The 11,847-nt window shown below is 59.0% G+C and carries 11 protein-coding genes; 6 read left to right on the top strand and 5 right to left on the bottom strand.

Annotation, left to right across the window (positions count from 1 at the left end; genetic code table 11):
• The first annotated feature begins 38 nt into the window (after positions 1–38).
• Positions 39–572 carry a peptide-methionine (S)-S-oxide reductase MsrA gene (gene msrA / locus GOB82_RS03285; protein ID WP_166119488.1) on the top strand — a complete coding sequence of 178 codons (534 nt, stop codon included), beginning with the start codon at positions 39–41 and terminating at the stop codon, positions 570–572.
• A 76-nt stretch (positions 573–648) separates the two neighbouring features.
• On the opposite strand, the gene GOB82_RS03280 is transcribed toward msrA, so the two are convergent.
• The 5 genes from GOB82_RS03280 to GOB82_RS03260 are packed head-to-tail and all read right to left on the bottom strand — an operon-like array spanning position 649 to position 6,324.
• The gene (locus GOB82_RS03280) at positions 649–2,007 is read right to left on the bottom strand and encodes an ABC transporter ATP-binding protein (protein WP_166119486.1); all 1,359 of its coding nucleotides are present in this window, start codon (positions 2,005–2,007) and stop codon (positions 649–651) included.
• Between the two features lie 16 nt (positions 2,008–2,023).
• On the bottom strand, positions 2,024–3,781 hold the full coding sequence (locus GOB82_RS03275) for an ABC transporter permease (RefSeq protein ID WP_166119483.1): 1,758 nt from the start codon (positions 3,779–3,781) through the stop codon (positions 2,024–2,026).
• A complete protein-coding gene (gene dut / locus GOB82_RS03270) occupies positions 3,778–4,257 on the bottom strand; it encodes a dUTP diphosphatase (protein WP_166119480.1) in 480 nt (159 codons plus the stop codon). Before dut ends, GOB82_RS03275 begins: the two co-directional genes overlap by 4 nt.
• 33 nt (positions 4,258–4,290) lie before the next feature.
• A complete protein-coding gene (coaBC, locus tag GOB82_RS03265) occupies positions 4,291–5,532 on the bottom strand; it encodes a bifunctional phosphopantothenoylcysteine decarboxylase/phosphopantothenate--cysteine ligase CoaBC (RefSeq protein WP_166119478.1) in 1,242 nt (413 codons plus the stop codon).
• Positions 5,533–5,538: 6 nt separating this feature from the next.
• Positions 5,539–6,324 carry a class I SAM-dependent methyltransferase gene (locus GOB82_RS03260; RefSeq protein WP_166119475.1) on the bottom strand — a complete coding sequence of 262 codons (786 nt, stop codon included), beginning with the start codon at positions 6,322–6,324 and terminating at the stop codon, positions 5,539–5,541.
• Positions 6,325–6,353: 29 nt separating this feature from the next.
• Here GOB82_RS03260 and mutM point away from each other — a divergent pair, with 29 nt between their 5' ends.
• The 5 genes from mutM to recF all read left to right on the top strand — a co-directional run bounded on the left by mutM (position 6,354) and on the right by recF (position 11,846).
• A complete protein-coding gene (mutM, locus tag GOB82_RS03255; protein WP_166119472.1) occupies positions 6,354–7,193 on the top strand; it encodes a bifunctional DNA-formamidopyrimidine glycosylase/DNA-(apurinic or apyrimidinic site) lyase in 840 nt (279 codons plus the stop codon).
• Positions 7,194–7,323: 130 nt separating this feature from the next.
• Positions 7,324–7,593, top strand: coding sequence for a 30S ribosomal protein S20 (gene rpsT, locus GOB82_RS03250; protein WP_166119470.1), 270 nt, complete (start codon positions 7,324–7,326; stop codon positions 7,591–7,593).
• Between the two features lie 334 nt (positions 7,594–7,927).
• A complete protein-coding gene (gene dnaA, locus GOB82_RS03245; RefSeq protein WP_166119467.1) occupies positions 7,928–9,367 on the top strand; it encodes a chromosomal replication initiator protein DnaA in 1,440 nt (479 codons plus the stop codon).
• Between the two features lie 142 nt (positions 9,368–9,509).
• Positions 9,510–10,634 (top strand): DNA polymerase III subunit beta, encoded by a 1,125-nt coding sequence (gene dnaN, locus GOB82_RS03240; protein WP_166119465.1) that lies wholly within the window; start codon positions 9,510–9,512, stop codon positions 10,632–10,634.
• Positions 10,635–10,736: 102 nt separating this feature from the next.
• Positions 10,737–11,846 carry a DNA replication/repair protein RecF gene (gene recF / locus GOB82_RS03235; RefSeq protein WP_166119462.1) on the top strand — a complete coding sequence of 370 codons (1,110 nt, stop codon included), beginning with the start codon at positions 10,737–10,739 and terminating at the stop codon, positions 11,844–11,846.
• Position 11,847 lies beyond the last annotated feature (1 nt).

Here is an 11,847-nt window from a genome sequence, read left to right as displayed (position 1 = left end):
GCCCCGGCACCATAAAGAATACCTGTAAGGAAAAAAGCATGTCTCAGTCTCTCGTTCTTGGTGGTGGCTGCTTCTGGTGCATGGAAGCGATCTTTCGGGACATGAAGGGCATTCTGTCCATCACGCCGGGCTATGCTGGCGGACACAAAGCCGAGCCAACTTACAAACAGGTCTGCACCGGAGAAACCGGGCATGCGGAAGTCATCCGGCTGGAACTGGACCCGCAGGTGATCAGCTATGACGATGTGCTGAAAATATTTTTCACCCTGCACAACCCCACCACACTGAACCGGCAGGGGGAGGACGTGGGAACACAGTATCGTTCCGTTATTTTCTATGCTGACGATACCCAGAAAACAGCCGCCCTTTCCGCAAAAGCGGAAATTGAACAGGCCCAGCTGTGGGATGCCCCACTGGTTACCGAAATTGTTCCGCTCGACGTATTCTGGCCTGCGGAAGAAATGCACCATGATTATTACGAGCAGAATCCCGGCACCGGCTACTGTCAGGCTGTGATTGCCCCCAAGGTTGCCAAAGCCCGCAAACTGTACGCCGCCCGTTTCCAGCGCTGAGACCCACTACTCCGGGAGAGGTTGCGTGAGCCAGTCAGGTGGGCTGGTTCACAGGCTTTGCAGCAGCCTCTTCCCGTTATTCAGCGCCATCGTCTTCAAGATAGAAGCGATCACCTTCTTCATCAAAATCAAACAGCTCTGCAAAACGGGCCCAGCCGATAACGGTCTGGAGGGTCTGGCGGGCGTAATCGGGAGACATGCCTTCTTCCAGTTCCTCACGGAAGCGCTCGGCATTGGTGCTGTGTGACGGGCGCTCGTCCAGCACGGTGCAGATCATTTTAACCAACGGTACATGATGCAGCAGCGCATGGCTCATGATCGCCTTGCGTTCTTCAAGATCACTCAGAACAAAATGCACGCCCTCATTCGTGAGAAGGATGTCACCATCCTCCAACTCCGCCAGCCCCAGAAGCTCAAGAGATTCACCAAGAGGGAAGAGATCATCCAGCTCAAGTTGCAGCTTTTCCGCCAGCATGGGCAGGTCGGCACGACCATTGAGGGGAGGGGCCGCCAGAGCCTCCATCATCCCGATCATCATTGTGATGGACACCAGCGGCAGGGCCACAAAGGCCGGGGCAGGCTGCGCAGCCGGCTTCACACCTGTCGCCAGATCGGCTTCGGAAACAATGGGGGCACGCTGCGTCATCAACGCGTAGATGTGATCAACAAACTGACGGAACGCCGGATCCTCACGATCCCGGGGATGCGCGAATGGTACCGTCAGAACATGCGCGATACGGCCGGGATTGGAGGAGAAAATCATGATCCGGTCACAGATCAGAACCGCTTCCTCAATGTTATGCGTGACCACCAGCATGGCCTGAACGGGCAGTTTTTTTTCTGACCAGAGTTCAACCAGGTCTGTCCGCAGATTTTCGGCTGTCAGGACATCAAGAGCGGAAAACGGCTCGTCCATGAGCAGCAGGTCCGGATGCACCACCAGCGCGCGCGCAAGCCCCGTCCGCTGCTGCATGCCGCCGGAAAGCTCCTTGGGCCAGGCATTTTCATACCCCCCGAGGCCGATCAGCTCGATCACACTTTCTACAAGCCTGTCACGCTCTTCACCACGAATGCCTTTGGCATCCAGCCCCAGTGCGACATTTTCTTCCACGGTCATCCATGGAAACAGCGCAAAAGACTGAAAGACCATGGCAATGCCATCTGCCGGGCCCTTCAGGGGCTCTCCCTTCCAGAGCACTTCCCCCGATGTGGGCTCCAGAAGCCCGGCCAGAATACGCAGCAGGGTTGATTTCCCCGAGCCAGAGCGCCCCAGAAGACCAACAATCTCGCCGGCATTGAGTGTGAGATTGACATCATCCAGCACCAGCAGATCGGCTGAACTGTCTTTATGATAAGACTGGCTGATATGCCGGGCCTCAACCAGAGGCGTGGAATGTCCGGGCGTCTGATCGGTGGTGGAAGGAGCGGGAGTCATGGTCGGGGCTGTCCTGTCAGCTCAATTTCAGGCGGCGGTGGGCGTAATCAGAAAGTGGACGCCAGACCAGCCAGTTCAGAATGAGCACAAACAGCGCCATCACAACAACGCCCAGTGCCACGTCACTCATGTTTCCCTCAGCGGTGGACTGCGCAATATACGCGCCAAGACCATGCGCCTTCAGTGTCTCGGTGCCCCATTGTACAGATTCCGCGGCAAGAGCCGCATTCCAGGCAGCGCCCGAGGCAGCAAGAACACCGGTCAGATAATAGGGTATAATACCCGGCAGGATAATCCTGCGCCACCAGAGCGCCCCCTTCACCTCAAAATTCTGCCCGACTTCCAGCAAGGCAGGCGGGAAGGAAGATGCCCCCTCGATAACAGTGAACAGGATGTACCATTGCGCACCCAGCATCACCAAAGGGGTAAGCCAGAAGTCTGGTGACAGATGGAAATACAGAACCCCTGCGGCGACAACAGGAAAAAACAGGTTGGCCGGGAAAGCTGCGCAAAACTGCACGATCTTGTATGCGCGGCGAGCCCGCACCGGATCAAGCCCCAGCCAGACACCGACTGGCACCCAGATGAGAGAGGCCAGACACAGCATGCCAAGCACGCGCAGAAGCGTATAAAAACCTGCCACCACCACATGTCCGATCTGGCCAGCCGTGTAGGCGCTCAGGCCGTAACGCAGGGTCTGCTCCAGTGCGGACAGGAAAACCAGCCCCAGCACACCCCACCACAGACACTCCAAAACCGTGTTTGAAGCCGCTGCGGGTGTCTTCTGGCCCCGGCCTTGCCGGCGGCCGAGGGGGAGGGAGCCGATTTTGCCTGTGGCGGAGAGGAGGGCGTCTATACTGACCCGCAGGATACGTGTGCGACGCAGCGCCCGCAAAACCCACGGTTCTGCCATTCCTTCATCCTGAACACCTGTCTCCAGCCGGAAACGCGAGGCCCAGACAGTCAGCGGGCGAAACAGAACCTGCTCATAAACAAGAATGACCGCCAGCATGGCGATAAGCCCAGCCAGCACCGCCAGACTATCACGCTGCCGGGCCGCGAGGGCGACATAGGAGCCGATGCCGGGCACCATGATAGCCCTGTTGCCCACCGTAACGGCTTCTGCGTACACAAGCACGAACCAGCCACCGGCCATGGACATCATGGCATTCCAGACAAGAGCAGGGATGGCGCAAGGCACTTCAAGCCGCCAGAATTTCTGCCAGGCCGTCAGCCCGAAGCCGCGTGCGGCTTCTTCAAGTTCCGCAGGCACGCTCCGCAGGGACTGATACATGCCAGACGCCATTCTCCACGCCTGAGACGTAAAAACGGTGAACACAGCCGCCAGTTCAGCGCCCATCACCTGCCCGGGAAACACCCCCAGAAAAAATGTCACGGTGAAGGCCAGAAAACCCAGAACGGGAATGGACTGGAAAATATCCAGCAAAGGCACCAGAATCCGGGCTGCGCGCCGACTTTTGGCCGCCAGCGTCGCATAAGCAAACGTGAAGATCAGCGAGACTGCCAGCGCCGCGAGCATCCGCAAGGACGTCCGCAGGGCATAGTCCGGCAACCACAGGAGACCGAGATGAAGAGGCGGCAGATCCGGGGGCACAAGCGGCCCCAGAAGAGGCCCCACGCTGGTTCCAGCCAGAACAGCCAGACCGACCACACAGATTGATAAAACCGCATCCGCCGCAGTCAGGTGGCGGAATGGCAGGCGCGTGGACGAGTTTTGGGAAGAATATGAAAAATCTGTGCGAGCTGCCGTCATGGCAGGCCGGTTCCGGTACTGCCAAAGCCGCCAGACCCTCGGGCGGTTTCGTCCAGACTGTCGCACTCGGCCCAGGACACACGGTCAACCGGCGCGATAACGGCCTGCGCGATACGCATTCCATGCTCGACCGTAAAAGGCTGATCACCGGCGTTAAGGATAATCACGCCGACTTCACCACGATAATCTTCATCAATGGTACCGGGAGAGTTCGGGACGATAATCCCGTGCTTCAGGGCAAGGCCCGAACGCGGCCGCACCTGAAGTTCATACCCGGGTGGCAGTGCAATGCGCAGCCCTGTGGGGATAACGGCGCGAGCACCGGGCTGAAGGGTTACCGCTTCCGGCACGGCGGCCAGAAGATCCATACCGGCTGCACCTGCCGTAGCATAAGATGGCAGGGGCAGGTCCTGCCCGTGTGGCAGGCGCTGCACCCGCACTGTCAGACCGGCAATCCGGGATTCAGATGCGGGCATCAGGCACTCCATATGTCAGTTTCTATAAAAAAATCAGTTAGCCTTAGAAAACCAGTCTGCAAGGGTCATGGCAAGTCTGCGGGCCACTTCTTCCTTGCTCAGACGTGGCCAGTGTTCAACGGTATCCTGCGTCATGAGAATAACCTGATTGTCCGGCCCTCCCATCACATCTGATCCCGCACCGACATCATTGGCCACAATCCAGTTACACCCCTTGCGCTCAAGCTTGGCGCGGGCGTGGGCTTCCACCTTCTCGGTTTCCGCGGCAAATCCCACCACAAGAGAGGGACGGAAAGGGGAGAGTTCTGAAAGTTCGGCCAGAATATCCGGGTTGGGGATCAGCGCCAGAGGTGCTGGCTGATCATCCCTGCCGGTTTTCTTTATTTTCTGGTCCTGCATCACAGCAGGACGCCAGTCAGCAACGGCAGCAGTGCAGATGGCGGCATCAAACCGATGCGCCTGAACCGCATTCAGGGCCAGATCGCGCATCTGGCGCGCGGTCTCACAAAAGGAGACGGTAACACCAGCAGGCGCACGCAGGCCCGTCGGCCCGCTGACCAGAGTGACATCCGCGCCAAGATCCGCCAGAGATTCGGCCAGAGCATAACCCTGTCTGCCTGAAGAACGATTGGCCAGATAACGCACCGGGTCCAACGGTTCATGCGTGGGGCCCGCCGTAACAAGGAAGGATTTCCCCGCCAGACGGCCTGCCTGCCGTGCCTGCTGCCGGAAAAATGCAAGCACAGAATCCCGCACATCCGTCGGCTCCACCATGCGGCCCGGACCGAATTCCCCACACGCCATCGGACCGGAAACTGGGCCGAGAACCTGCACACCCCGTTCTTTCAAAGTCCGGATATTCGCCTGTGTGGCAGCATGCTCCCACATCCGCACATTCATGCCGGGTGCGACCATAACGGGGGTATCGGTTGCCAGAAGCAGTGTGCTGGCCAGATCATCAGCCAGCCCTCCCGCCATCCGCGCCAGAAGATTGGCCGATGCAGGGCACACGAGCAGAAGGTCCGCTGAACGCGAGAGCGCGATATGCCCCATTTCCTGCTCGGCCGTGAGAGAAAACAGGTCCGTATGCACCGGATTGCCACTCAGCGCCTGAAGCGTGAGCGGCGTGACAAACTGGCTTCCCCCCTGTGTCAGCACACAGCGCACCTGAATGCCATCCGCCCCCAGCAGGCGGACAAGCTCAGGCGCCTTGAAGGCGGCAATACTCCCGCTGACAATCAGCAGAACCGTGCGAGATGTGCCAGACCCTGCCATGTGCCCTCAGAGACGCCAGCCTGAGTGAATGGCGGCAATTCCGCCAGACAGAGACTGATACCGGACATGAGAGAGGCCAGCTTCACGGAACATGTTGGCCAGCGTTTCCTGATCCGGGAAGGTGCGGATACTTTCCGCCAGATACTGATAGCTCTCCCGATCACCCGCCACCATGCTGCCCATAACGGGCAGAACCTTGAAGGACCAGGCATCATAGATCGGGGCCAGCGCCGCAACCTGAACACGTGAGAACTCGAGGCACATGAAGCGGCCACCCGGACGCAGCACGCGCCGTGCTTCGCGGATAACGGCCATTTTATCAGTGCAGTTTCTCAGACCAAACGCAATGGAGACACGATCAACCGACATATCCTTCAGAGGAATTGCCTCGGCATCCACCACTGCGAAGGAGAGGTCTGACACAACCCCCCGGCCCAGAGCACGATCCCGCCCTACAGAGAGCATGCTGGCATTAATATCGGTCATGATGGTGGGGCCACCGCCGCCCTGCAACCATCCGAAGCTGATGTCACCCGTACCACCTGCCAGATCAAGCAGGGACAGGCCGGGCTGAGGCCCCAGCTCCGTGACAAAAATCCGTTTCCAGACGCGGTGAATCCCCAGAGACATCAGATCGTTCATGATGTCGTACTTGCCCGCAACGCTGTCAAACACGGCGCGGACGAGGGGTTTCTTTTCTTCCTTCCTGACGGAACGGAAGCCGAAATCGGTTTCTTCCTCCTGCTGCGCAGCGGAAGAGGCGGGGGAGGGCGCAAAGCTATTGTCGGTCATGGTGTTACCCTATACCCTGCTTTGCAGTCATGCCGGAACTCCCTGAAGTCGAAACCGTGATGCGTGGCATGCAGAGCGCTCTGCAAGACCATGTTATCAGCGATGTCATTCTCCATCGACACGATCTGCGATGGCAGATTCCTGCCGATTTTCGCCAATGCGTGTCTGGACAGACCATCACCGGCTTCCGCCGCCGCGGAAAATATATTCTTATCCGTCTGTCGAATAATCTGTCGATTGTGCTGCATCTGGGCATGTCGGGCCGCATTGTTCTCGATTCTCCCGCCACCCCGGCACCGCATGAGCACGTCATTTTCATCACCGCTGATGGGCGCCGCTGTGGCTTTGTTGATCCGCGCCGCTTTGGCATGCTGGACCTCATCCCCACAGCGCAGGAAGACGACTATAAATTTCTGGCCGGCATGGGGCCGGAACCGCTTGAGCCTGCCTTTACCAGCGCCGTGCTTCAGGCTGCCTTCAAGGGGCGGAAAGCCCCGGTCAAAACCGTGCTGCTTGACCAGAAAACAGTTTCCGGGCTTGGCAATATTTATGTGTGCGAGGCCCTTTTCCGGGCGGGCACTCATCCGCAGACCGCTTCCGGCAGCCTGAAGCCCCGGGAGATAAGCGGTCTGGTGCGCGCCATCCGGGCTGTTCTGACAGAAGCCATCGCCGCAGGCGGTTCCAGCCTGAAAGACTACGTGCGCCCGGAAGGCAGTCTGGGCTATTTTCAGCATGCCTGGCGCGTTTACGGCAAAAAGGGAGAACCCTGCCCGGACTGCCCCGGTCTCCCGGCCTGCACGGGGGTGGCGCACCTCACACAGGCGGGCCGTTCGACCTTTTTCTGCCCGTTGCAGCAGAAAATAAGGTAAAATTCCTTCAATAACGAGGGAACTGACTTGACTGTGGATACTGCTGTGGATTACAGCACCGCTACTCTTTGCAGCCAGCCCGGCGTTCTCGGGTGGCTCCTCATTTTTTGTGCTGGATAGAATAGAAACTATGGCGAATATCGCTTCAGCGCGTAAGCGCATCCGGCAGACCGCGAAGCGGACTGCTCGTAACACAGCCCGCAAGTCTCGTATGCGCACCTTTATCAAGAAGGTCGAAACTGCAATTGCCTCTGGCAATCATGATGAAGCGCGTGAAGCGCTCCGTGTTGCCCAGCCTGAACTGCAGCGCGGCGTGATCAAGGGCGTTGTGCATGCCAACACGGTTGCACGCAAAATTTCCCGCCTCTCTGCTCGCGTGAAGTCTCTGGCAAGCGCCTGAGACCTTCAGGCTGCGTCAGCAGCCATTTGAAGCATGCGTTTTTGTAAAGCCGAATCATCTTGGGGTGGTTCGGCTTTGCTTTGTGCAGCCCTCGGCATGGCATGCGGAAATGAGGGCCGGAGCCAGAGATTTTCATTGCTCATCCCTCGGTCGTGCTTTAGTTCTGGGAGATAGTCTCCGCTGCGGGAAAGCGCGCTTTACTGCGCTCCTGCGCCGCCTTTTCTGGCGGGCGTGAGACCTGCCGGACGCCCGGCTGTCTGGCTGTCGCGCAAGCGATGCCATTATCGGAAATCACGCGCGGAAGGCCGCGTTCTATGACCGCTCGGGAGCGCAGATGACAATCGGAGTGGACGATGACGAAAGGGCTTCCCCCCATCTTGAAGATGGCAAGGCGCTTGAGGAATCGTGGTTACAGATCTGTTCAAGACTGAAAGGCGAAGTCGGGGAGGTTGAATACCGCACCTGGCTGACCAAGATTGCCCTGGGCCCGGTGGATGGTGATGAGATTACACTCCTCCTGCCCACCCGCTTTCTGCGTGACTGGGTGCGCAGCCAGTATGGCGACCGGCTGAGCGAACTGTGGAATCAGGTTCTGCCTTCCATCCGCCGGGTGGAACTTCAGGTTGCCCGCCCCGGTGACCCTTCGGCTCCCGCACTGGTTCTTGAGAGTGATACCTCCGCAGTTGTGGCGGCTCCTCAGGGTGTCGAGGCGGAAGAGGCACCCCGCAATGCACCGGAAGTGCGGAGCGATCTTGTTACGGCTCTTGATACCCGCTTTACGTTTGATACGTTTGTGGTGGGTAAACCGAACGAATTCGCCTATGCCTGCGCCCGCCGTGTGGCGGAAAAGCCTTCAAGCGTCGGGTTCAATCCGCTCTTTCTGTATGGCGGCGTGGGGTTGGGCAAAACCCACCTGATGCATGCCATCGGCGCGGAGCTGGTGCAGCGCGGCAATGTCTCTGTTGCATATATGTCCGCTGAAAAGTTCATGTATCGCTTCATTGCGGCCATTCGCTCTCAATCCACCATGGAATTCAAGGAGCAGCTCCGCTCCGTGGATGTCCTGATGATTGACGATCTCCAGTTCCTGATCGGCAAAGACAACACGCAGGAAGAGTTCTTCCATACCTTTAACGCGCTGGTGGATGCCGGGCGGCAGATTGTGGTGTCTGCCGACAAATCTCCCTCAGACCTTTCCGGGCTGGAAGACCGCCTGCGCACCCGGCTGGGCTGCGGCATGGTGGCGGATATTCACGCCACCACATTTGAGCTGCGCATTTCCATTCTGGAAGCCAAGGCTGCGGCATCCGGCGTGGTTGTTCCGGCCAAGGTTCTGGAATTTCTGGCCCACAAGATCACGTCCAACGTGCGTGAGCTTGAAGGCGCTCTCAATCGTCTGATTGCCCATGCCAACCTGTTCGGGCGTCCGGTCACGCTGGAAGCCACGCAGGATGTTCTGCACGACATCCTCAAGGCGCATGATCGCCGCGTGACGATTGAGGAAATCCAGAAGAAAGTGGCCGAGCACTGGAATATCCGCCTCACGGATATGTCCTCCGCCCGCCGTGCCCGCGCCGTGGCGCGGCCAAGGCAGGTCGCCATGTATCTGGCAAAACAGCTTACCAGCCGGTCTCTGCCCGAAATCGGCCGGAAATTCGGAAACCGGGATCACACCACCGTCATGCACGCCGTCTCACGCGTGGCGGAACTGATGGAGCGTGACCCCGCTTTTGCTGAAGATGTCGAGCTGATGCGCCGGATGCTGGAAAGCTGAAACCCGGGGGCCTGCTGCCTCGCGCAGGGGAAGCAGGCACTCAAAGATTGACTGCGCCGTTACCGCTGTTAGTTTTCAACAGGATAGAACCCGGCCCGCCTGTATTCCTGCGTGGGGCCGGTCATGCAGGAAAGAGGCAAAGATGAAGTTTTCAGCTGAGCGCGCAATACTGCTCAAAGCTTTGGCACACATCCAGAGTGTCGCTGAAAAGCGTAACACCATCCCCATCCTTGCCAACGTTCTGATTCAGGCTGCTGACGGACGCCTGAGCCTGAAGGCGACCGATATGGAAATCGAGGTGGTGGAAGAGATTCCGGCCATCATCAAGCGGGATGGCGCCACCACAGTTCCGGCCTCCGTGCTCTATGAAATTGTCCGCAAACTGCCGGACAGCGTTGAGGTGGAGCTGGATCAGGCTGATGCGAGCGGCCCCCTGCATCTGCGGGCAGACCGGTATTCAACGCGCCTCAATGTCCTGAGTGTGGATGATTTTCCGTCCATGGGCACAGGCGACCTGCCATGCCGCTTCAAGGTTGGTTCAGCCGCACTGCGCTCCCTGATCGACCGGACTCGCTTTGCCATTTCCACCGAAGAAACGCGCTACTACCTGAACGGCATTTTCTTCCATGCGGCAGATACCGAAGCGGGCAAGCTGCTCCGCGCCGTAGCGACAGACGGGCACCGTCTGGCACGTGTGGAAACCGCGCTTCCCGCCGGGGCCGAAACCATGCCTGGCGTGATTATCCCGCGTAAAACCGTGGCGGAACTGCGCAAGCTGATTGATGAAGCTCCGGAAGAAATTGAAGTCGCCCTTTCGGAAACGCGTGTGCAGTTCACGGCTGGGCCGGTCATGCTGACCTCCAAGCTGATTGACGGGACATTCCCGGAATATGACCGCGTTATTCCCAATAACAACACGCGCATCCTGCGGGTTGGCAAGAAAGACTTCTCCGATGCCGTGGCGCGTGTCGCGGCAATCAGCCAGGAGCGTTCGCGCCCTGTGAAGCTGGCGCTGGAACCCGGCCTGCTGACACTCTCAGCCAGCAGTGCAGAGCAGGGGATGGCAACGGAAGAGCTGGATGACAGCCGCATTTCCTATACTGCCGAAGCTCTGGAAATCGGCTTTCAGGCCCGCTACCTGAACGACATTACCGATCAGGTGGAAAAGGACGTTGAATTCGCGTTCTCTGACAGCGCCGCCCCCACCATCGTGCGCGATGTGCACAGCCCATCAGCACTGTATGTGCTGATGCCCATGCGCGTTTAAAATCTACCTGCCGCCATGCCCACCATCCGCTTATCGCAAGACAGGATACGGGGCATGGCTTTGCCGGACGGGCACAAACCCGGTGGTGTCATCGGATAGATTGTGGCTCAGCTTCTCAAACTGACTCTTTCCGATTTTCGTAATTACGAGCGTCTGGTGTGGTCACCAGAGGCGTCTCTTGTGGTGCTGACCGGCGAGAACGGCAGCGGCAAGACCAACCTTCTGGAATCTCTCTCCCTGCTGACACCCGGCAGGGGATTACGCGGCGCGCCGCTGGCGCAACTGGGCCGCAACAATGCGGCGAACTGGGGCATTTCAGCACGCTTCACGTTTGATCAGGATAGTCTGGAACTCGGAACCGGCCTGACCGGGGAGGGGGAGGCCGCACGCCGGGTTTTCCTGCTGAATGGCCAGCAGATCCGCAACCGTGACGCTCTGGAGGATACGCTCTCCGCGGTCTGGATCACACCACAGATGGACCGGCTGTTCAGCGAGGGCACCTCAGGCCGCCGCCGCTTTCTGGACCGGCTCGTCATGGCGGTGACACCCCACCACGCCCGCGAACTGATTGCTTACGAGCGAGCCATGACGCAGCGGAACCGCCTGCTGCAAACCCGTTTTTCGGAAGCCTCCTGGCTGGCCGGGCTGGAAGCCTCCATGGCGCGGCATGGCGTGGCGATTGCCGCGGGCCGAAGAGAAATGGTTCAGCAGCTCTGTCTTTTCGCCCGCTCCAGCCTTGGGGCCTTCCCGAGTGTGGATGTGGCGGTCTTGTGCGATGTGGGAAACCAGCTTGAGCATGCTCCCGCCCTGAGTGTGGAAGACTGGCTGCGGGACCAGCTTGCCGCCAACCGCCAGCAAGACAGGGACCGTGGGCGCGCCACCTTTGGCGTGCACCGCACGGATTTCCGCCTTTCAGACCTGCGGACAGGCCTTCCGGCCGCCACAGCCAGCACCGGCCAGCAGAAAACCCTTCTGATGGGCGTGGTGCTGGCGCATGCCAGACTGGTTGAGGATTATCGCGGCACACCGCCAGTCCTGCTGCTGGATGAACCTCTGGTGCATCTGGACCACGTCCGGCGTGGTTCCCTGCTGGAAATTGTTCAGGATTTCCGCGCCACGGTGATCCTGACAGGCACAGATGAAGTGCCTTTTGCGGACTTACGGCCTCAGGCACGGTTTGTAACACTAAAACAGGGTGAATTTCTCGGATAAA

It is taken from the genome of Acetobacter farinalis, assembly GCF_011516935.1.
GTDB lineage: Bacteria > Pseudomonadota > Alphaproteobacteria > Acetobacterales > Acetobacteraceae > Acetobacter > Acetobacter farinalis.
Note: the sequence above shows the minus strand (reverse complement) of the source record. Positions and strands in the feature narration are given on the sequence as shown.

What these genes read in the sequence shown, in the direction of transcription:
- msrA (WP_166119488.1), top strand. Translation starts at nt 39, where the DNA reads ATGTCTCAGTCTCTCGTTCTTGGTGGTGGCTGCTTCTGGTGCATGGAA.
- dut (WP_166119480.1), bottom strand. Translation starts at nt 4,257, where the DNA reads ATGCCCGCATCTGAATCCCGGATTGCCGGTCTGACAGTGCGGGTGCAG.
- dnaN (WP_166119465.1), top strand. Translation starts at nt 9,510, where the DNA reads ATGAAGTTTTCAGCTGAGCGCGCAATACTGCTCAAAGCTTTGGCACAC.
- coaBC (WP_166119478.1), bottom strand. Translation starts at nt 5,532, where the DNA reads ATGGCAGGGTCTGGCACATCTCGCACGGTTCTGCTGATTGTCAGCGGG.
- mutM (WP_166119472.1), top strand. Translation starts at nt 6,354, where the DNA reads ATGCCGGAACTCCCTGAAGTCGAAACCGTGATGCGTGGCATGCAGAGC.
- GOB82_RS03260 (WP_166119475.1), bottom strand. Translation starts at nt 6,324, where the DNA reads ATGACCGACAATAGCTTTGCGCCCTCCCCCGCCTCTTCCGCTGCGCAG.
- rpsT (WP_166119470.1), top strand. Translation starts at nt 7,324, where the DNA reads ATGGCGAATATCGCTTCAGCGCGTAAGCGCATCCGGCAGACCGCGAAG.
- dnaA (WP_166119467.1), top strand. Translation starts at nt 7,928, where the DNA reads ATGACAATCGGAGTGGACGATGACGAAAGGGCTTCCCCCCATCTTGAA.
- GOB82_RS03280 (WP_166119486.1), bottom strand. Translation starts at nt 2,007, where the DNA reads ATGACTCCCGCTCCTTCCACCACCGATCAGACGCCCGGACATTCCACG.
- GOB82_RS03275 (WP_166119483.1), bottom strand. Translation starts at nt 3,781, where the DNA reads ATGACGGCAGCTCGCACAGATTTTTCATATTCTTCCCAAAACTCGTCC.